Annotated in this window: 15 protein-coding genes and 1 pseudogene; 4 read left to right on the forward strand and 12 right to left on the reverse strand. The window is 70.3% G+C overall.

The window, feature by feature from the left end:
- Positions 1-134: 134 nt before the first annotated feature.
- Positions 135-2,561, reverse strand: coding sequence for an ATP/GTP-binding protein (locus ACZ418_RS24950; RefSeq protein ID WP_468366734.1), 2,427 nt, complete (start codon positions 2,559-2,561; stop codon positions 135-137).
- Positions 2,562-2,861: 300 nt separating this feature from the next.
- On the opposite strand from ACZ418_RS24950, the gene gabT reads away from it, so the two are divergent.
- Together gabT and ACZ418_RS24960 are read left to right on the forward strand one after the other, a co-directional pair.
- Positions 2,862-4,196 (forward strand): 4-aminobutyrate--2-oxoglutarate transaminase, encoded by a 1,335-nt coding sequence (gene gabT, locus ACZ418_RS24955; RefSeq protein ID WP_468366736.1) that lies wholly within the window; start codon positions 2,862-2,864, stop codon positions 4,194-4,196.
- Between the two features lie 853 nt (positions 4,197-5,049).
- Positions 5,050-5,316, forward strand: a pseudogene (locus ACZ418_RS24960) (phosphatase PAP2 family protein); the annotation flags it as partial.
- A 49-nt stretch (positions 5,317-5,365) separates the two neighbouring features.
- Here the strand turns inward: ACZ418_RS24960 and ACZ418_RS24965 are convergent.
- From ACZ418_RS24965 to ACZ418_RS25005, 9 genes are all read right to left on the reverse strand, one after another.
- On the reverse strand, positions 5,366-7,210 hold the full coding sequence (locus tag ACZ418_RS24965) for a chitinase (RefSeq protein ID WP_468366738.1): 1,845 nt from the start codon (positions 7,208-7,210) through the stop codon (positions 5,366-5,368).
- Positions 7,211-7,294: 84 nt separating this feature from the next.
- On the reverse strand, positions 7,295-7,762 hold the full coding sequence (locus ACZ418_RS24970) for a hypothetical protein (RefSeq protein WP_468366740.1): 468 nt from the start codon (positions 7,760-7,762) through the stop codon (positions 7,295-7,297).
- 234 nt (positions 7,763-7,996) lie between these two features.
- A complete protein-coding gene (locus tag ACZ418_RS24975; protein ID WP_468366743.1) occupies positions 7,997-8,314 on the reverse strand; it encodes a hypothetical protein in 318 nt (105 codons plus the stop codon).
- A gap of 149 nt (positions 8,315-8,463) precedes the next feature.
- Positions 8,464-9,894 carry an NAD(P)/FAD-dependent oxidoreductase gene (locus tag ACZ418_RS24980; protein WP_468366746.1) on the reverse strand — a complete coding sequence of 477 codons (1,431 nt, stop codon included), beginning with the start codon at positions 9,892-9,894 and terminating at the stop codon, positions 8,464-8,466.
- Positions 9,895-9,915: 21 nt separating this feature from the next.
- The gene (locus ACZ418_RS24985; protein WP_468366749.1) at positions 9,916-10,716 is read right to left on the reverse strand and encodes an ABC transporter permease; all 801 of its coding nucleotides are present in this window, start codon (positions 10,714-10,716) and stop codon (positions 9,916-9,918) included.
- Positions 10,717-11,652, reverse strand: coding sequence for an ABC transporter permease (locus ACZ418_RS24990; protein ID WP_468366752.1), 936 nt, complete (start codon positions 11,650-11,652; stop codon positions 10,717-10,719).
- The gene (locus ACZ418_RS24995; protein WP_468366755.1) at positions 11,652-12,809 is read right to left on the reverse strand and encodes an ABC transporter ATP-binding protein; all 1,158 of its coding nucleotides are present in this window, start codon (positions 12,807-12,809) and stop codon (positions 11,652-11,654) included. Before ACZ418_RS24995 ends, ACZ418_RS24990 begins: the two co-directional genes overlap by 1 nt.
- Positions 12,806-14,053 (reverse strand): ABC transporter substrate-binding protein, encoded by a 1,248-nt coding sequence (locus ACZ418_RS25000; RefSeq protein ID WP_468366758.1) that lies wholly within the window; start codon positions 14,051-14,053, stop codon positions 12,806-12,808. Before ACZ418_RS25000 ends, ACZ418_RS24995 begins: the two co-directional genes overlap by 4 nt.
- Positions 14,054-14,150: 97 nt before the next feature.
- Positions 14,151-15,686: a gamma-aminobutyraldehyde dehydrogenase gene (locus ACZ418_RS25005; RefSeq protein ID WP_468366761.1), complete on the reverse strand. Its 1,536-nt coding sequence runs from the start codon at positions 15,684-15,686 to the stop codon at positions 14,151-14,153.
- Positions 15,687-15,895: 209 nt separating this feature from the next.
- Between ACZ418_RS25005 and ACZ418_RS25010 the strand changes: the two genes are divergently transcribed.
- Complete coding sequence (locus ACZ418_RS25010) at positions 15,896-16,459, forward strand: NADAR family protein (protein WP_468366763.1); 564 nt, start codon at positions 15,896-15,898, stop codon at positions 16,457-16,459.
- A gap of 622 nt (positions 16,460-17,081) precedes the next feature.
- Here ACZ418_RS25010 and ACZ418_RS25015 read toward each other — a convergent pair.
- Positions 17,082-17,531 carry a DUF4190 domain-containing protein gene (locus ACZ418_RS25015; RefSeq protein ID WP_468366766.1) on the reverse strand — a complete coding sequence of 150 codons (450 nt, stop codon included), beginning with the start codon at positions 17,529-17,531 and terminating at the stop codon, positions 17,082-17,084.
- A 106-nt stretch (positions 17,532-17,637) separates the two neighbouring features.
- Positions 17,638-18,399 (reverse strand): DUF4190 domain-containing protein, encoded by a 762-nt coding sequence (locus ACZ418_RS25020; protein ID WP_468366769.1) that lies wholly within the window; start codon positions 18,397-18,399, stop codon positions 17,638-17,640.
- A 253-nt stretch (positions 18,400-18,652) separates the two neighbouring features.
- Here ACZ418_RS25020 and ACZ418_RS25025 point away from each other — a divergent pair, with 253 nt between their 5' ends.
- Positions 18,653-19,720, forward strand: a complete 1,068-nt coding sequence (locus ACZ418_RS25025; RefSeq protein WP_468366772.1) for an adenosine deaminase — start codon at positions 18,653-18,655, stop codon at positions 19,718-19,720.
- Positions 19,721-19,726: the final 6 nt, after the last annotated feature.

A 19,726-nucleotide genomic window follows, 5' to 3' on the forward strand; every position in this document is an offset into this window, starting at 1 on the left:
AGGTGACGGGTCTGGCGGGAACCGGGATCCACCAGGTGACGGCAACCGGGATCCACCTGGATTGGATCATTTGGCCGATCCGTATGAACGGCCTACACCGATTCTGCCTCACCGTAACGGTCCCGCGCCGCTCCTCACCCCCTCAGATCCACCAACAACGGCGGCGCATGCTCCCCCCGCACGCTCGTCAACGACACCACCGCATGCCCCGCCGGCACCCCATGAGCCAACTCGGACGCGGACCAGCGCTCCCGCTCTACCTGACGGACGGTGACGGCCTCGGTCGTCACCGCCTTTCCGGTCACCAGCTTGCGCAGGGCATGGATGGCGCGTGTCATCGGCTGGTCCGCGAAGACGGTGTGCCGAGCCACGTCCCGGGTCTCCACCCACTGAGTGCCCCAGGCGTCCGCGAACCTGCCGCCGTCCCATGTGGTCACCCCGGAGAACGCCATATGACAGCCGACGGCCGCGTACAGCCGCCCGTGCAGCGCCTCGGGGACATCGCCGACCGTGCGCAGGGCGAGCACCACGCCCGCGTTGCGGGAGCGCAGGCGCTGGATCCGGCGGACGGACTCGGCCGTCACCGCGCCGGTGGCGTCGTCCAGGACGAGGCAGGTGAAGTGGGTCCGTTCACCTGCCGAGGCCACGACCCCGAACTGAGCGAGGAGCAGCCGGGTGACGATCCGGGACGCCTCCTCGTGTCCGCGGGCGGGCAGGTCGATACGGACCCGCAGTGGATGGTGGGCGACGGCACGCAGGGAGAACGGCCGGGTGCTTCCGCCGTCGCCGCCGAAGAACTCGGCGAACGCCGGCCGGTCCAGTACGGCGAGCCGGTCGGCCAGGACCGGCCCGGGATCGCCGGCGCTGCCCGACTGCCGGGCTCGCGCGTCGAGTTCGCGGCGCATCACGGCGTGCTCGTCCCCGGCGAGCGCGTCACGCAGCGCGGCCAGGGCCGAGGAATCGCCTTCGAGGAGTTCCCGCAGCACGGGCAGGGTCGGGAAGCGTCCGTGCGCCGCCCGGTAGGGGCCGAGGAGCTGGGCGAGCGCGGTGACGGAGAGCTGACCGCTCACGGTGTCCAGGTCGCCGGCCAGCCCCTCCGCCAGGAAGGTGGCCGCCTCGTCGGGGTCGTCGGAGTCCGCGTACGGATCGAGGTCGTGTACTGACCCCGGATCGCCGAGGCGTACGACCACGTCGTAGGCCGAGTCGGGTCCCAGCGGGGTGCCGGCCGCACACACAGCCACGACGGCGCACTGTCCAGCCAGTGCCTGCAGGCCGAGCGACTCCACGACGGGCCGGATCAGGTGGCGCGTCTTGCCGGAGCCCGAAGGCCCGACGGCCAGCAGCGAGGTGCCCAGGGTGTCCGGCGCGAGTGCCGCGCCGGCGCCGCCGTAGGCGAGCGGGGTGCGTTCCCCCGCCACCCACCGCCCGATGCGCACCTGCCCGACGAGCAGATCATGCCGGGCGGCCCGGCCGGGCAGGTCGCGGTCACCGGAGGGGTGGGTCCAGGCGGCGGCACCCTCGCGCAGAACGGTGTCCGTGAAGGAGGACAGCCGGGCCCGGGCACGCGCCATGGTCCACATGTGGCCGACCCTGGCGCAGTCCACGTCGTTCATCCGGCCGGCGTGGACCTCGGCGGCCAGCACGTCCGCGGCCCCGTGCTGACCGGCCTCACGCAGTTCGGGCCACTGCGACGGCCGCCGGTCCACCGCCGGTTCCGCGGCCTCGGCCGTCCTGGTCCGTGCTCGCGCGGCGAGCGCCTCCTTCGCGAGGGGCCACCAGCCGCCGATCCGGGCGAACGGCCACAGCACCAGCAGACTGATGAGGGTGTACAGCCCGTCCGTGAGCAGCTTCGATGCGAATACGCCGTAGTCGCCACCGTTGATCAGGACGATCAGGGAGAACAACGGATCCTGGACGGGCAGGGCGTCCCAGCCGAGGCCGAACCAGCTCGGGAAGACGAAGGCCAGCGCGATCAGCGCGCCGAGGGCCGCGAGGAGGGCGCGAGCTGGTTGATCACGCCGGGTGACGAAGTGCCGGATGACGTCGGGCCAGCTGCCCAGGCGCGCCATGCCGTAGACGAGGATCGCAAAGAACACACCGTCGGCGACCGTCTTGATCTCGCCACCCTGGTAGCCCTTCGGTGATGTGGTGCCGGGCCACCACCAGTCGTCGGGAGTGAGCAGCTTGAGGATGGTCCACTGGTAAGGGAGGCCGCCGTGCCGCCACAGCGACCACAGAAGCAGACCCGCGGCCAGGGGGACGACGAAGCCGACGATGGTGACGGGGGCCAGGCGCTGTCCCTGGCGTGCGGCCGCGGGTCGGCGGTAGCCGAAGCGCCAGATACCGGGCTCGACCGACGGGCGCGGCTCGTCGAGCCAGTCGGCGAGGGGCGAGCGGGGATGCGGCGGATGGGGAGCGTACCCCGGCTGAGCGGCCATCGGCGGCACGCCGGGTGGTGTCGGTGGCATGGGTGGTACGGCTCCGGCCTCGCGTGGTACCGCTGGGCGAGGTACAGGATTCGCATGCGTGCCGCGTGCGTCGCGCGTGCCGTCGCCGTCCATCGCCCTTGCCCCCTGACCAGCCGTTCCGTCCACCATCAGCGAGCAATCTAACGCCCCGGCAAGGGGAGTTCACCGCTTACGCGGCCGAGAGCGCCCGCCGACCGGGCGTACCCCGGCCTCGCGGCTATGTCCACCACGGACAACGAGGTTGACCGACAACGCCCACATGGAGCATGCCCACCCCCCACCCCCGGCCCTAGCCTGCGAAGAAAGATAGGTAAGCGGCCGAAAACTCACCGCCCGGGATCGTCCGGGACGCCAGATCAGACCGCTCGGTACGCAAGATCATCAGGAGCCCCCATGACCGCACTTCCGCAGGAGCGCCGCGTCGTCACCGCCATCCCCGGCCCGAAGTCGCAGGAGCTGCAGGCCCGCCGTACCGCCGCGGTCGCGCAGGGCGTGGGCTCCGTGCTGCCGGTCTTCACCACGCGCGCGGGTGGCGGGATCATCGAGGACGTCGACGGCAACCGGCTCATCGACTTCGGGTCCGGTATCGCCGTGACCTCCGTCGGTGCCTCCGCCGAGGCCGTTGTGCGACGGGCCTCCGCCCAGCTCGCCGACTTCACCCACACCTGTTTCATGGTCACCCCGTACGAGGGGTATGTGGAGGTCGCGGAGGCGCTCGCCGAGCTGACGCCCGGTGACCACGCCAAGAAGTCCGCGCTGTTCAACTCCGGCGCCGAGGCCGTCGAGAACGCCGTCAAGATTGCGCGTGCGTACACCAAGCGGCAGGCAGTCGTCGTGTTCGACCACGGGTACCACGGCCGGACCAACCTGACGATGGCACTGACGGCGAAGAACATGCCGTACAAGCACGGGTTCGGGCCGTTCGCGCCCGAGGTGTACCGGGTGCCCGTCGCCTACGCGTACCGCTGGCCGACCGGGCCGGAGAACGCCGGTCCCGAGGCCGCCGCGCAGGCCATCGACCAGATCACCAAGCAGGTCGGCCCGGACAACGTGGCCGCGATCATCATCGAGCCGGTGCTCGGTGAGGGCGGCTTCATCGAGCCGGCCAAGGGCTTCCTCCCGGCGATCCGGCAGTTCGCCGCCGACAACGGGATCGTCTTCGTCGCCGACGAGATCCAGAGCGGCTTCTGCCGGACCGGCCAGTGGTTCGCCTGTGAGGACGAGGGGATCGTTCCCGACCTGATCACGACCGCCAAGGGCATCGCCGGCGGGCTTCCGCTCGCCGCCGTGACCGGGCGCGCCGAGATCATGGACGCCGCGCACGCCGGTGGGCTGGGTGGCACCTACGGCGGTAACCCGGTCGCGTGCGCCGGTGCGCTCGGCGCCATCGAGACCATGAAGGAGCTCGACCTCAACGGCAAGGCCAAGCGCATCGAGGAGATCATGAAGGGTCGCCTCACCGCCATGGCCGAGAAGTTCGACGTCATCGGTGACGTGCGTGGGCGCGGCGCGATGATCGCCATCGAGCTGGTCAAGGACCGCACCACCAAGGAGCCGAACCCGGAGGCCACCGCCGCCCTCGCCAAGGCCTGCCACGCCGAGGGCCTGCTGGTCCTGACCTGCGGCACCTACGGCAACGTGCTGCGTTTCCTGCCCCCGCTGGTGATCGGCGAGGACCTCCTGAACGAGGGCCTCGACATCATCGAGCAGGCCTTCGCCCGCATCTGAGACCGCGCAGCCGAGCGACTGGTCCGCCCCTGTGAAGGGTGCCTGCGGCAGGCCGTGTGAAGAAGGTGTGCGAGGTGGATGGCGGGAGCCGATTCCGTCTGCCCAAGCGGCCCGGCCTGCCGTAGGTTCTACCCAGATGAGAGATACACCCCGCCCACAGGGGACTGTGGGCGATTTCAGGCCGAGGCCTCCCCAGCTTCGACCTGGTCGTGCCCTCGCGCACACAACCGGCGCCTGACGGCTCCGGGATCTCCTCACCGATCGGACGGTCGCCGCCCCAAACCCCCCGGGGCGCGCGACGTTCCGATCCGGACGGCCGCCTCGGAACTACCCCCCCTGTTCCGGGGCGGCCGACCTCCTTCCTTCTTGCGTGAACACGAGTCCGTGAACATCGAGAGGCCCCGACCATTCCTGCCGAGTGGTCGGGGCCTCTCCGTGTGGCGGGACGGACCGGCCGACGCACCGGGCTGTCCAACAGAAGGAGTAAAAGCCGTCACGAAACTGCGGAATTTAATCCTGTATGACCACGTGACGCGCTCAAGGCAGAGGCGGACCTGCGAAGCTGGGCACCGTGTCGACCTCAACCCGCCGCTGCCTGCTCCTCGGTGTCCCGGCCGTCCTTCTCGCCGTGATCACCTGGCAGGTCGTCACCCATGGCCCGCTGCTGCGCCCGGACGTCCGGCTCAGCCGGGCCCTCGTCCACCCGGACCGGTTCTCCGAGCTGCTCTCCGATCTCGGCAGCATCCAGGTCGCGGTCCCGGTCCTCGCCGCCACGCTCTGCCACGTCGCCGGCCGGGGCCGCACGGCCGGTACGGCGCGGTGGTGGCTGCCACCCGTCGCGGCAGCCGTCGCGATGGCGCTGGTCCCGGCGATCGTCGTACCGCTCAAGGACTGGACCGCACGGCCGGGCACCCCCGTATTGCCCCCGGCCGGCGGCCTTTTCCCCTCCGGGCACACGGCCACGGCAGCCGTCTCCTACGGCTCGGCGACCCTGCTGCTGCTCCCCTGGCTCCGGTCGGCCGTCACCCGCCGGTTCCTGGTGGCCGGCTGCACGCTGCTGGTCCTCGGGGTGTCCTACGGCCTGGTCCGCCACGGCTATCACTGGCCGCTGGACGTGGTGGCCAGCTGGTGCCTGTCCACCGTGCTGCTGACCACCCTGAGCCTGGTCGTCAGCCGAAGTACGCGTCGAAGGTGTTCTGGAACTCCCAGTTCGAGTAGCGGTCCCAGTTCACCGACCACGTCATCAGTCCGCGCAGCGCAGGCCAGCTCCCATGAGTCGTGTACGAGCCGCAGTTCGCCTTCCTCGTCAGACAGTCCAGGGTCCTGGTGACCTCGGACGGGGCCACATAGCCGTTGCCCGCGTTCGTGGACGCCGGCATGCCGATCGCGACCTGGTCGGGGCGCAGCGGCGGGAAGACGTTGTTCGGGTCGCCCGCGACCGGGAAGCCGGTGAGCAGCATGTCGGTCATGGCGATGTGGAAGTCGGCGCCGCCCATGGAGTGGTACTGGTTGTCCAGGCCCATGATCGGTCCGGAGTTGTAGTCCTGGACGTGCAGGAGCGTGAGGTCGGCGCGCAGCGCGTAGACGACCGGGAGGTACGCCCCGCAGCGCGGGTCCTGGCCGCCCCACTTGCCGGTGCCGTAGTACTGGTAGCCCATCTGCACGAAGAAGGTCTCCGGGGCCATCGAGAGCACGAACTTCGACCCGTACTTCGCCTTCAGGGTCTTCAGGGCGGAGATGAGGTTGACGATCGCGGGGGTCGTCGGGTTCTTGAAGTCGGTGTCGCTCGTGTCGAGGGACAGGGAGTGGCCCTCGAAGTCGATGTCGAGGCCGTCGAGGCCGTAGGTGTCGATGATGTTCGAGACCGAGGAGACGAAAGTGTCCCGGGCGGCGGTGGTCGTGAGCTGGACCTGGCCGTTCTGGCCGCCGATCGAGATCAGCACCTTCTTGCCGGCCGCCTGCTTGGCCTTGATCGCGGCCCTGAAGTCGGCGTCGCTCTCCACGTTCGGGCACTCGGTGACCGGGCAGCGGTTGAAGCGGATGTCCCCGGAGGTGGGCGAGGTGGGCTCACCGAAGGCCAGGTCGATGACGTCCCAGCTGTCGGGTACGTCGGCGAGGCGGGTGTAGCCGGAGCCGTTGGCGAAGCTCGCGTGCAGGTAGCCGACGAGGGCGTGGGTGGGCAGGTCGGCGGAGCCGCCGCCGGTGCCCGCGCCGGTGGTGGCGGTGAGGACGGCGGACCTCGCGGACTCGCCGGCGTCGTTGCTCGCGGTGACCTGGAAGCCGTACGCGGTCGAGGGGGACAGCCCGGTCACGGTGGCCGAAGTGCCGCTCACCGTCTGGGCCCTGGTCCCGTCGCGGTAGACGGTGTAGCTCGTGGCGCCGCTGACCGCCGACCAGGACAGGGCCACGGAGGACGAGGTGACCGCGGTGGTCTTCAGGCCGGTGGGCGCGGCGGGCGGCTGTCCGGTGCCGCTGCCGCCGGGGCCGACGAGAGAGATGTCGTCGGCGTAGTAGGTGCCCGTGCCGTACCAGCCGTGCGTGTAGACGGTGACGTGCGTGGTGGTCGCGCCGGTGGTGAAGGTGGTGGTCAGCTTCTGCCAGTCGGGGGCGGACTGGGTCCAGGTGGAGACGTCGGTGGTGCCGGTGCCGTTCGCGCCGAGGTAGACGTACGAGCCACGGACGTAACCGGACAGCGTGTACCGCGCGTTGGGCTGGACGGTCACCGTCTGTGTGCACTGGGCGTCGTCACTGCCGGCCGGGGTCGCCCGCAGCGCGGAACTGCCGCTGTGTACGGGCGAGTCGACCGTCGTACCGGCCGTGCAGGTCCAGCCGTCGAGACCGGACTCGAATCCGCCGTTCCGCGCGATGTCCGCGTCGGCCGCACGGGTGGCCGACGAGAGCGCGGTGATGCCGGGTACGGCCAGCAGGGCGGCCGTGAGCAGGGCGAGGACGGATCTGGGACGTCGTGCGCGCGGGGGACGTGGGCCGCGTAGGGCACGTGGGGCGCGTTCCACAAGGGCCTCCGGTGTCAGGGGAGTTGGAGGGTGGAGCGCACTCAACTTGGTCCAGACCAATCTTGTTGTCAAGGTTTCCGGACGCTACCCGTCCCCGTCCCCCCCTCCCCCTCCTCCGGCCAGCCGTGCCGCCGCCTCGTGCATCGCCAGCTCCAGCAGTACGGGGTCGGTCAGCGTGCCCGAACCGTCCGGCGGCACCAGCCAGCGCACGTCACGGGTCGCCCGGCCGGGATACGGCACGACGATCCAGGTGCCGGGTCCGGCAGTGCGGACGCCGGTGCCGATCCACCGGGCCGCGGTGCCCGGCGGCACGAAGAACCCGACCCGGTTGTCGCCGAAGTCGACGAGCACCGGGCCGGGCTGGTCGAGCACACCGGTGAGCACGTCCAGGGTCGGACGACCCAGATCGCCCGGCAGGATCAGTACGTCCCAGGCCCGGCCGGCGGGCAGCAGCGCGACCCCGAGGGGATTGCGCTCCCATGCCCAGCGGCAGGCACCGGGGTCCGGTGCCACGGATGCCAGCCATTCGACGGCCGTCTTCGCCCCAGCCATGAGAAGGCCTCCCTCTCTCGCCCGACCGTCCGGCGCGGTCGCGTCAGGGGAGAGAGGGAGGCCTTCCGGGGGCATTACGCGGGTTCCGCACCCCTGCGAGGTGACCTGGATCACACCTTGTCACAGCCGTCTGAAGGCGACCTCGTGCTCCCGGGCGATCTGCTCCAGAGTCAACCCGAGGTTGCCGAGCCGGTGCGCCGTGCGCACCCGCTCGGCAGAGCCATCAGAAACGGCCTAGTCGTAGTCCGGGCCCCAGTCGTACACCCAGTAGTAGCAGTGGTGATCGTGATCCCAGTAGTAGCGCCAGTGGTGGTGGTGCTCCCAGTGGTCCCCGTCGTGGTGGTCCCAGTAGTCCCCGTCGTGGTGGTCATGCCGGGGAGCCATGGTCACTGCGGACGCCGGGTGCATCGGCGCCGCCGTGGCGGCCGCCGCCGGGAGCATGACGCCTCCGGCGACGACGGCGGCGGAGGCCACCGCCGTCGCCAGGCCGCCCAGGCGGCGCCTGGACCGGCTGCCGTCGTGCTTGCGGGTGACGCGACTGATGAGACTCATGATCTTCTCCTGCTGATCCGGTGTGGAAGTCGGTGCCTCCCGGTGAGGCCCGTGCTTCCAGTACGCCGGATCGCGGAACCCGGGTCACGCTCCGTATTCTCGTGGCTTGACGCGGCCAGCAAGGACCGGGTAGAGGCCTCGGCCCTGCCTCAGCTGTCGAAGCCCAGCCCCAGCCGGTCCATCGTCCGCAGCCACAGATTGCGGCGACCGCCGTGCGCGTCCGCGCGGGCCAGGGACCACTTGGTGAGGGCGATCCCGGTCCAGGCGAACGGCTCGGGCGGGAACGGCAGCGGCTTCTTGCGGACCATCTCCAGCTCCGTCCGCTCGGTGCGCTCCCCGTCCAGCAGGTCGAGCATCACGTCCGCGCCGAAGCGGGTCGCGCCCACGCCCAGGCCGGTGTACCCGGCCGCATACGCGACCTTCCCCTGGTGCGCGGTGCCGAAGAACGCCGAGAAGCGCGAGCAGGTGTCGATCGCGCCGCCCCAGGCGTGCGTGAAGCGGACGCCCTCCAGCTGCGGGAAGCAGGTGAAGAAGTGGCCCGCGAGCTTGGCGTACGTCTCCGGCCGGTCGTCGTACTCGGCGCGCACCCGGCCGCCGTAGTGGTGGACCGCGTCATAGCCGCCCCACAGGATCCGGTTGTCCGCGGACAGCCGGAAGTAGTGGAACTGGTTGGCCGAGTCGCCGAGTCCCTGTCTGTTCTTCCAACCGATCGACTCCAGTTGCGCGTCACTCAGGGGCTCCGTCATCAGCGCGTAGTCGTAGACCGGGACGGTGTAGGAGCGCACGCGGCGCAGCAGGCTAGGGAAGATGTTGGTGCCGAGCGCGACCTTGCGGGCGCGGACCGCGCCGTACGGCGTGCGTACGGCCATGCCGGCGCCGTACTGCCTCAGGGTCAGCGCGGGCGTGTGCTCGTACACCCGCACCCCGAGCTTCAGACACGCCTTCTTCAGGCCCCAGGCCAGCTTCGCCGGGTGCAGCATGGCCACGCCCCGGCGGTCCCACAGGCCGGCCTCGAAGGTGGGCGAGTTCACCTGCTCGCGCACGGCGTCGGCGTCCAGGAACTCGATGCCGTCCGCGAGCCCCTTCTCCGTCAACTCCCGGTGCCAGTCCTTGAGTTCCCAGGCCTGGTAGGTCTCGGTGGCGACATCGATCTCGCCGGTGCGCTCGAAGTCGCAGTCGATGCCGTGCCGGGCGAGGGCGGCCTCGATCTCGTCGAGGTTGCGCCGGCCCAGCTCCTCCAGTTTCCGGATCTCACCGGGCCAGCGGGTGAGGCCGTTGGGCAGGCCGTGGGTGAGGGAGGCGGCACAGAAGCCGCCGTTGCGGCCGGAGGCGGCCCAGCCCACCTCGCGGCCTTCCAGGAGCACCACATCGCGCTGCGGATCGCGCTCTTTCGCGTTGAGCGCGGTCCACAGCCCGCTGTAGCCGCCGCCGACGACCAGCAGGTCGCAGGTGTCGGTGCCGGTGAGGGCGGGCTCGGCGGGTGGCTTGCCGGGGTCTTCCAGCCAGTACGGGACCGGCTGGGCTTCGGAGAGAGAGGCGATCCAGTTGTCTTTGCCACGACTCATGGCGCTTGGGGCCATGATTTCAACTCCCTACAAGGCTTATGCCTTTTGCTTGTTACGGCTGTTGCCGACGAGCATCGAGAACAGCGTGATGAGAACGGCGACGAGGAACATGGCCGTACCGATGACATTGATCTGGACGGGCGTGCCGCGCTGCGCCGAACCCCACACGAACATCGGGAAGGTGACGGTCGAACCGGCGTTGAAGTTCGTGATGATGAAGTCGTCGAAGGACAGCGCGAACGACAGCAGCGCACCCGCGGCGATGCCCGGTGCCGCGATGGGCAGGGTGACCCGCACGAAGGTCTGCACGGGGCCGGCGTACAGGTCCCGGGCGGCCTCCTCCAGGCGCGGGTCCATCGACATCACCCGCGCCTTGACCGCGGTGACGACGAAGCTGAGGCAGAACATGATGTGGGCGATGAGGATCGTCCAGAATCCCAACTGAGCACCCATGTTGAGGAACAGGGTGAGCAGCGAGGCGGCCATGACGACCTCGGGCATCGCCATCGGCAGGAAGATCAGCGAGTTGACGGCGCCGCGGGCCCGGAAGCGGTAGCGGACCAGCGCGAAGGCGATCATCGTGCCGAGCAGGGTGGCGCCGACCGTCGCCCACACCGCGATCTGCAGGCTGATGGACAGCGAGCCGCACATGTCGGCGACGCCGCACGGCTGCTTCCAGGCGTCCAGGGAGAACTGCTGCCACTCGTAGTTGAAGCGTCCCTTCGGCTTGTTGAAGGAGAACACCGTCACGACGACGTTGGGCAGCAGCAGGTACGCGAGCGTCAGGATTCCCGCGATGACGACGAGATGGCGCTTGAGCCAGTTGACGAAGGGCATTTAGACCAGATCCTCCGTCCCGGACCGGCGAATGTAGATCGTGACCATGGCCAGGATGGCGGCCATGAGGATGAAGGACAGGGCCGCGGCCGTCGGGTAGTCCAGGATCCGCAGGAACTGCGTCTGGATGACGTTGCCGATCATGCGGGTGTCGGTGGAGCCGAGGAGTTCGGCGTTGACGTAGTCGCCGGCCGCCGGGATGAAGGTCAGCAGCGTGCCGGAGACCACGCCCGGCATCGACAGCGGGAAGGTGACCTTGCGGAAGGTGGTCCAGGGCTTGGCGTACAGGTCGCCGGCCGCCTCGTGCAGCCGACCGTCGATCCGCTCCAGCGAGGTGTACAGCGGCAGGATCATGAACGGCAGGAAGTTGTACGTCAGTCCGCACACCACCGCGAGCGGGGTGGCGAGGACGCGGTCGCCGGCCGTCCAGCCGAGCCAGTTGGTGAGGTCCAGGAGGTGCAGCGAGTTCAGGGTGTGCACCACAGGGCCGTTGTCGGCGAGGATCGTCTTCCAGGCCAGGGTGCGGATCAGGAAGCTGGTGAAGAACGGCGCGATCACCAGGATCATGATCAGGTTGCGCCAGCGGCCCGCGCGGAAGGCGATCAGATAGGCCAGCGGGTAGCCGAGCAGCAGGCACAGGACGGTGGCGGCGGCCGCGTAGAAGACGGACCGCAGGAACTGCGGCCAGTACTCGCTGAGCGCGTTCCAGTAGGTCGCGAAGTGCCAGGTGACCTTGTAGCCCTGCTCCAGCGAACCCGTCTGCACGGAGGTCGAGGCCTGGTAGATCATCGGCAGCGCGAAGAAGACGATCAGCCACAGCAGGCCGGGCAGCAGCAGCCAGTACGGCGTGAGGCGGCCGCGCCCCCGCGGGGGCTTCTTCTCCTCGGTCGCGGGCGCGAGGGGTGGGGGCGCCTCGGCTTCGGTGAGCGTCGTCATCAGGCGGCCGCCTCTTCCTCGGTGCCCGCGTCGATGTCCTGGGCGGCGTCCAGGCCGAAGGTGTGCGCCGGGCTCCAGTGCAGGACGACGTCGGCGCCGGGCACGAGCCGGCCGTCGCGCTCGACGTTCTGGACGTACACCGAGAGCTCGTCGCAGACCGGGCTGTCGATCACGTACTGGGTGGAGACGCCGATGAAGCTCGCGTCCGCGATCTTGCCGGTGAGCCGGTTGCGGCCCTCCGGTATCTCGCCCGCGTCGTCGGCGTGCGTGAGGGAGATCTTCTCGGGACGGATGCCGACCAGCACCTTGCCGCCGGCCGTCGCCGGGGCCGAACACCGCGCCTTGGGCAGCACCAGCTTGCCGCCGCCCGCCTTGAGCACGATGTCGTCGCCGTTCTTCGTGTCGATCTCGGCCTCGATGAGGTTGGAGGTGCCGAGGAAGTTCGCGACGAAGGTGGTGTTCGGGTTCTCGTACAGGTCGGTCGGGGAGCCGAGTTGCTCGACGCGGCCCGCGTTCATCACGGCGACCGTGTCGGCCATGGTCATGGCCTCCTCCTGGTCGTGCGTGACGTGGACGAAGGTGATGCCGACCTCGGTCTGGATGCGCTTGAGCTCCAGCTGCATCTGGCGGCGCAGCTTGAGGTCGAGGGCGCCGAGCGGCTCGTCGAGCAGAAGCACCTTGGGGTGGTTGATGAGGGCGCGGGCGACGGCCACGCGCTGCTGCTGGCCACCCGAGAGCTGGTGCGGCTTCTTGCGCGCCTGCTCGCCGAGCTGAACCAGCTCCAGCATCTCCTCGACCTGCTTCTTCACGCTCTTGATGCCGCGCCGGCGCAGGCCGAAGGCGACGTTCTCGAAGATGTCGAGGTGCGGGAAGAGGGCGTAGGACTGGAAGACCGTGTTCACCGGCCGTTTGTACGACGGCAGATGGGTCACTTCCTGGTCACCGAGGTGCACGGTGCCGGAGGAAGGCTCCTCCAGGCCGGCGATCATGCGCAGGGTGGTGGTCTTGCCGCAGCCGGAGGCGCCGAGCAGGGCGAAGAAGGAGCCCTGCGGCACGGTCAGGTCCAGCGGGTGTACGGCCGTGAAGGCGCCGTAGGTCTTGGAGATACCGGAGAGGCGGACGTCGCCGCTGTTGTCTGGTGTCGTCATCGTCGTCACGCCCCTGTGAGCTTCGAGAACTTCTGCTGGTAGGCCGTCTCTTCCTTCTGCGTCAGCGAGCGGAAGGCATGGGACCGGGCCTGCATGGCCTTGTCGGGGAGGATCAGCGGATTGTCCGCCGCGCTCTTGTCGATCTTGGCAAGATACGGCTTCACTCCGGCGACCGGGCTCACGTAGTTGATGTAGGCCGCGAGTTCGGCGGCCGGTTCGGGCTCGTAGAAGAAGTCGATGAGCCGCTCGGCGTTCGTCTTGTGACGTGCCCGGTTGGGGACCAGCATGTTGTCGGTCGAGGTCATGTATCCGCTGTCGGGGATGACATAGCCGACGTCCGGGCTGTCCGCCTGAAGCTGCACGATGTCACCGGCCCAGGCGATACAGGCGGCGAAGTCGCCCTTGGTGAGGTCGGACGTGTAGTCGTTGCCGGTGAAGCGGCGGATCTGGCCCTTGTCGACGGCCTTCTGGAGGCGGGCGACCACCGCGTCGAAGTCGTCGTCGGTGAACTTCGCCGGGTCCTTGCCCATGTCGAGCATGGTCATGCCGATGCTGTCGCGCATCTCGGTCAGGAAGCCGACGCGGCCCTTGAGCTTGGGGTTGTCGAGCAGGTCGGAGACCGACTTCACCTCGATGCCGTCGAGCGCCTTCTTGTTGTAGGCGATGACGGTCGAGATGCCCTGCCAGGGGTAGGAGTACGCCCGGCCCGGGTCCCAGTCGGGGGCGCGGAACTGGTCCGACAGGTTGGCGAAGGCGTGCGGCAGGTTGGACGGGTCCAGTTTCTGGACGTACCCGAGGCGGATCATGCGGGCGGCCAGCCAGTCGGTGAGCACGACGAGGTCACGGCCGGTGTCCTGGCCGGCGGCGAGCTGCGGCTGGATCTTGCCGAAGAACTCGTCGTTGTCGTTGATGTCCTCGGTGTACTTGACCTGGATACCGGTCCGCTTGGCGAAGGTGTCGAGCGTGGGGTGCCGCTTCGTCTTGTCGTCCACGTCGATGTACTCGGGCCAGTTGGAGAAGTTGACGACCTTCTCCTTGGCCGAGTGGTCGTCGGCGGACACGCCTCCTTGTGTCTTGGTCGCCGCGGGGATCCCGCAGGCGCTCAGCGCCCCGAGTCCGCCGACCGTGAGCGCGCCGCCCGCGGAGGCGCGCAACAGCGACCGGCGGGTCATCGCGGCCCGGCCGCTGCGGAAGCTGCGCCGTATGGCGGCCAGTTCGACCGGTGTGAAGCGGTCGGGCTCGTACTGCTCCATGCGCGTGGTGCCCTTTCGGGAGGGATGGGTGGTCGGCCTGGTCGAGGGCCGGAACGTCACACCCGGCGGCAAGCCGGCTCCTGCTGATGTCCGGTTGCTACCGGTCCCCGAAGATCGTGCGGTGCCAGTCCTTCCTGGCGACCGCCGTGTTGTCGAACATTACGTGCTTGACCTGCGTGTACTCCTCGAAGGAGTACGCCGACATGTCCTTGCCGAAGCCGGACGCCTTGTATCCGCCGTGCGGCATCTCGCTGATGATCGGGATGTGGTCGTTGATCCACACGCAGCCCGCCCTGATCTCGCGGGTGGCGCGGTTCGCGCGGTACACGTTCGTGCTCCACGCGGAGGCGGCGAGGCCGTACGGGGTGTCGTTGGCCAGCCGGATGCCCTCGTCGTCGCTGTCGAAGGGCAGGACGACCAGGACCGGGCCGAAGATCTCGGACTGGACGATCTCGCTGTCCTGGGCGGCGTCGGCGATCAGGGTCGGCCGGTAGTAGGCGCCCTGCGCCAGGTCGCCCTTCGGGGCCTCGCCGCCGGTCACCACGCGCGCGTACGCACGCGCACGGTCCACGAAGGCGGCGACCCGGTCCCGCTGGACGTGCGAGATGAGCGGCCCGAGGTCGGTGCCGGGAGCGAAGGGATCACCGAGTCGCACGCTCTCCATCAGGGCGGCGGTCTGCTCCACGAAGGCCTCGTACAGCGGCCGTTGCACGTACGCGCGCGTGGCGGCCGTGCAGTCCTGCCCGGTGTTGATGAGCGCACCGGCGACGGCCCCGTGGACGGCGGCCTCCAGATCGGCGTCGTCGAAGACGACGAACGGCGCCTTGCCGCCGAGCTCCAGATGCAGCCGCTTGACCGTGGCGGTGGCGACCTCGGCCACACGCTTGCCGACGGCGGTGGACCCGGTGAAGGAGGTCATGGCGACATCCGGGTGGCCGACCAGATGCTCCCCCGCCTCCTTCCCGGTCCCGGTCACGATGTTGATGACACCGTCGGGGAGGCCGGCGTCCGTGGCGGCCTGGGCGAACAGCAGCGAGGTGAGCGGGGTCAGCTCGGCGGGCTTCAGCACGATGGTGTTGCCGGCGGCGATCGCCGGGAGGATCTTCCAGGCGGCCATCTGGAGGGGGTAGTTCCAGGGCGCGATGGACCCGACGACACCGATCGGCTCGCGCCGGACGTACGACGTGTGGTCCCCGGAGTACTCACCGGCGGACTGCCCCTGCAGGTGCCGGGCGGCGCCCGCGAAGAAGGCGGTGTTGTCGATGGTCCCCGGCACGTCGAACTCGCGGGTGAGCTTCAGTGGCTTGCCGCACTGCAGGGACTCGGCGCGGGCGTGGTCCTCCGCGCGGTCGGCGAGTACGGCGGCGAACCGGTGCAGGGCGTCGGAACGCTCGCCCGGGGTGGCCGAGGCCCAGCCCGGGAAGGCCTCGCGGGCGGCGGCGACGGCCGCGTCGACGTCGTCGGTGCCGGCCAGCTCGTAGGTGTACACCTCCTGACCGGTGGCGGGGTCGACCACGGCATGGGTACGGCCCGAGGTGCCCTTGGCCGGTCGGCCGCCGATGAACTGCGCGCCCTCGGCGAACCGCTCCTGCGCGGGGAATCGTTCCGGGGTGGCGGTGCCCGGGTTGTGCATGTCGCTCTCCTCCGCCGTTCGCCCCGTCCCGGGGGGTGGGTGGCGTAGCTCCAGCTCGATTTGAGTGCCGATCCTGACAGAGCAATAGGACTCCAACAAGTGATTCCGTTGTTGCCTTTTGGTTACGCGACGGAATCTGTCGACCAGGTGTCGAGTCGGGGCGGAAAAGCGCGGACGGAGTGTCAGTGGTGCGTGCCACACTCGCGTGCATGGGAAAGATCGACGGGGTGGAATCCCTGATCAGAGAGGTGCGGGCGGGGTCCCGGATCAAGTACCTCCACTTCTGGGGGCACCGGCCGAGGCCGGACGGCAGGATCGGGGCGAGCTGTCTGAGCCAGTGGTGGCCGTCGCCGTTCACGGTGGACGGGGTCGAGTACGCGACGGCCGAGCACTGGATGATGGCCGGCAAGGCGCGGCTGTTCGGAGACGCGGAGGCGGAGCGCAGGGTGCTCGCCGCGGAGCATCCCGCCGAGGCGAAGAGGGCGGGGCGGCTGGTCCGGGGTTTTGCTGACGCGGTGTGGGAGCGGGAGCGGTTCCGGATCGTCGTCGAGGGCAGCGTGCACAAGTTCGCGTCGGACGACGATCTGCGCGGGTTCCTGCTGGGCACCGGCGACCGGGTGCTGGTGGAGGCGAGCCCGGTGGACCGCATATGGGGCATCGGCCTCGCGGCGGACGACGAGGCGGCCTCGGATCCGGAGCGCTGGCGGGGCCCGAACCTGCTCGGGTTTGCGCTGATGGAGGCGCGTGAGCGGTTGTCGGGGGCCGGGGGGTGACGGCGGGCCGGGGCTCTGCGGCGGGCCGGGCAACCACAGCGGGCCGGGCAACCACGGCGGGCTGGACTCTACGGCGGCCCGGGACCCTGCAACAGGCCAGGCAACTACAGCGGGCCCGGCCCCTGCGACGGCCGGGGCAACTACGGCGGGCCGGACTCTACGGCGGCCCAAGACCCTGCGACAGGCCGGGCACCTACGAAGGGCCGGCCCCTGCGACGCCCGGACAACTACGACGGGCCCGGACTCTACGGCGGGCCGGGCAACTACAGCGGGCCGGGCAACCACGGCCTACAGCGGGCCCGGCCCCTGCGACACCCGGCAACTACGGCGAGCCAGGACTCCACGGCGGCCCAGGCAACTACGACGAGCCAGGCCCCTGCGACGGCCGGGGCAACTACGGCGGGCCGGACTCTACGGCGGCCCGGACCCTGCGACGGGCCGGACAACTACGACGGGCCCGGACCCCGAGGCGGCCCGCACAACTACGACGGCCCCGGACCCTGCGACGGGCCGGGGAGCTGCGGCGGGCCGGACGCCGCGGCGGGCCGGGGCCTGAGGGGGCCCGCCCCGAAGGCCGGCCCCCGGTGTCCGCTCCCGGTCCGTCGCGGCGCCAGGGCCGGCGTCAGAACGTGCCGGCGCTGAACATGCTGGCGAAGAACAGGAAGACCAGCAGCGGCAGCAGCACGGTGGCGATGATGCCGCAGACGAGACCGGCGGTCGCCGCGCCCTTGTTGGTGGCCTCACCGCGATTGGCCTTACCCCGGCCGATGGCACCGAAGATGATGGCCAGGATGCCCAGGATCATCCCGAGGATTTCCATGGCGATGGTGAGGCTGCAGACCACGCCGATGATGCCCAGCACCAGTCCCGTGGTGCCCATGCCGTTGCTCGGCTGCATCGGCATCCCATAGCCGGGGGCCTGCGGATACGCCGCGGGCGGCGCGGCCGGATAGGACGGCCCCGACTGGGGGTGGCCGTATCCGGGCCCGGGCTGCTGCGGGTATCCGTATCCCGGCGGCTGCTGCGGGGCAGGCTGACCGAAACCGCCGGCTTCCGGGTTGATGTTGGACATGAAGTGCTTTCCCCTCCGTTGACGATCAAGCGCATCGTAGTGGCGCGCGCAGGAGGAGGGGGCGGGTTCCGGCCGACAGGTGCCGCAAGGCCACGGCCCGGCGGACTCAGCGGTCGGCGGCCACCGTCACCGAGACGCCGCGGGCGGAGGAGTCGTCGTAGGGGTCGGGGTGCGTGCTGCCCTCATGGATGGCGGCGGTGATGCCGATCGCGAGCAGGACGATCACGACGATGCCGAGCACGATGCCGATGATGCCCATGATCAGACCAGCCTGGGCCTGACCGTGATTGGTGGCCTCGCCGCGATCGGCCCGCCGGCGGCCCTTGATGCCGAAGACCACCGCGAGGATGCCCAGGACCACCGAGACGACGCCGTGCATGCAGAACAGGCACAGGGAGAGGATGCCGAGCACCATCGCCGCGGTGCCCATGCCGTTCTGCGGGGCCATCGGCATGCCGGGCCAGCCGTAGCCGGCGGGGTAGCCGGGATAGCCGGGGTAGCCGTAGCCACCGGAGGCGGGCGGTGCGGGTATGCCGGGTCCCGAGGGCGCGATCGGCGGGGGCGGTACCGCCTCGCCGCCCACCGGGGCCGGGCCCGGCACGCCGAATCCGGAGGCGGCGGTCGGCGGCGGGAAGCCGGGAGGAGAGGTGGGCGCGGTGAAGCCGGGGGCAGCCGCGGGCGGGGCGAAGCCGTCGCTCTGCAGGGAGGTCATGGTCGCCTGGTCGTGCACGGACGGCGGCTGCACGGGAGGCTGATCCTGCGGCTCGGGCTGCTTCTTCTCCAGCGAAGTGCGGTGCTCGGGCGGCGCCCACGGGTTGTGGTCGCCCCCCGGGACTCCACTCGGCTGCGCTCCGTCGCTCACGGGCATGTCCCCCTCGGTCGTTCGTGCCGCCATGCTACGGCCTCGCCGCCGCACCCCTGCGGCCCGGTCCCACCGGAGTCACGCAGGCCCCGGCGGTCCCGACCCTCGCACCGGACCCGGCACGGGCGCCGGCCGCACCGCCCCTCCGCCGACCGGCCCGCACCCGCCGCCCGCCTACGATGTCGTCCGTACCACGATCAGCCGATCACCCGCGCCGCGCCCGCACCGGGCCGCCGGCGCCCTGTTCGGGGAGGACCCCATGACCGACAGTTCCGTACCCGCCGCCGGCCCGGCCGACCGCGATCTGCGGACCTTCATCGCCGGACTGCCCAAGGCCGAACTGCACGTCCACCACGTCGGCTCCGCCTCCCCGCGCATCGTCTCCGAACTGGCCGCCCGGCACCCCGACTCCAAGGTGCCGACGGACCCCGAGGCCCTCGCCGACTACTTCACCTTCACCGACTTCGCCCACTTCATCGACGTGTACCTGTCGGTCGTCGATCTCATCCGCACCCCGGAGGACATCCGGCTGCTGACCTACGAGGTCGCCCGCGACCTGGCCCGGCAGCAGGTGCGCTACGCGGAGCTGACCGTCACCCCCTTCTCCTCCACCCGGCGCGGCATCGACGAGCTGGGCTTCATGGCGGCGATCGAGGACGCCCGCAAGGCGGCCGAGGCCGAGTTCGGCACCGTACTGCGCTGGTGCTTCGACATTCCCGGCGAGGCGGGGCTGGAGTCCGCCGAGGAGACGGCACGGCTGGCCACCGACGACCGGATCCGGCCGGAGGGACTGGTGTCGTTCGGGCTCGGCGGGCCCGAGATCGGCGTGCCCCGGCCGCAGTTCAAGCCGTACTTCGACCGGGCCATCGCCGCCGGACTGCACTCGGTCCCGCACGCCGGCGAGACGACCGGCCCGGAGACGGTCTGGGACGCGCTGACCCATCTGCGCGCCGAACGCATCGGGCACGGCACCAGCTCCGTGCACGACCCGAAGCTGCTCGCCCATCTCGCCGAGCAGCGCATCCCACTGGAGGTCTGCCCGACCTCGAACATCGCCACCCGCGCGGTCCGCACCCTGGACGAGCACCCGATCAAGGAGTTCACCCGGGCCGGGGTGCTGGTGACGATCAACTCCGACGACCCGCCGATGTTCGGCACCGACCTCAACAACGAGTACGCGGTGGCCGCCCGGCTGCTCGACCTGGACGAGCGGGGCCTGGCCGAGCTCGCGAAGAACGCCGTGGAGGCGTCGTTCCTGGACGCCGCCGGCAAGGCCCGGATCGCGGCGGAGATCGACGCGTACACCGGCACCTGGCTCGCCTCCTGACACACC

This window comes from Streptomyces sp. NPDC030820, from assembly GCF_055572075.1.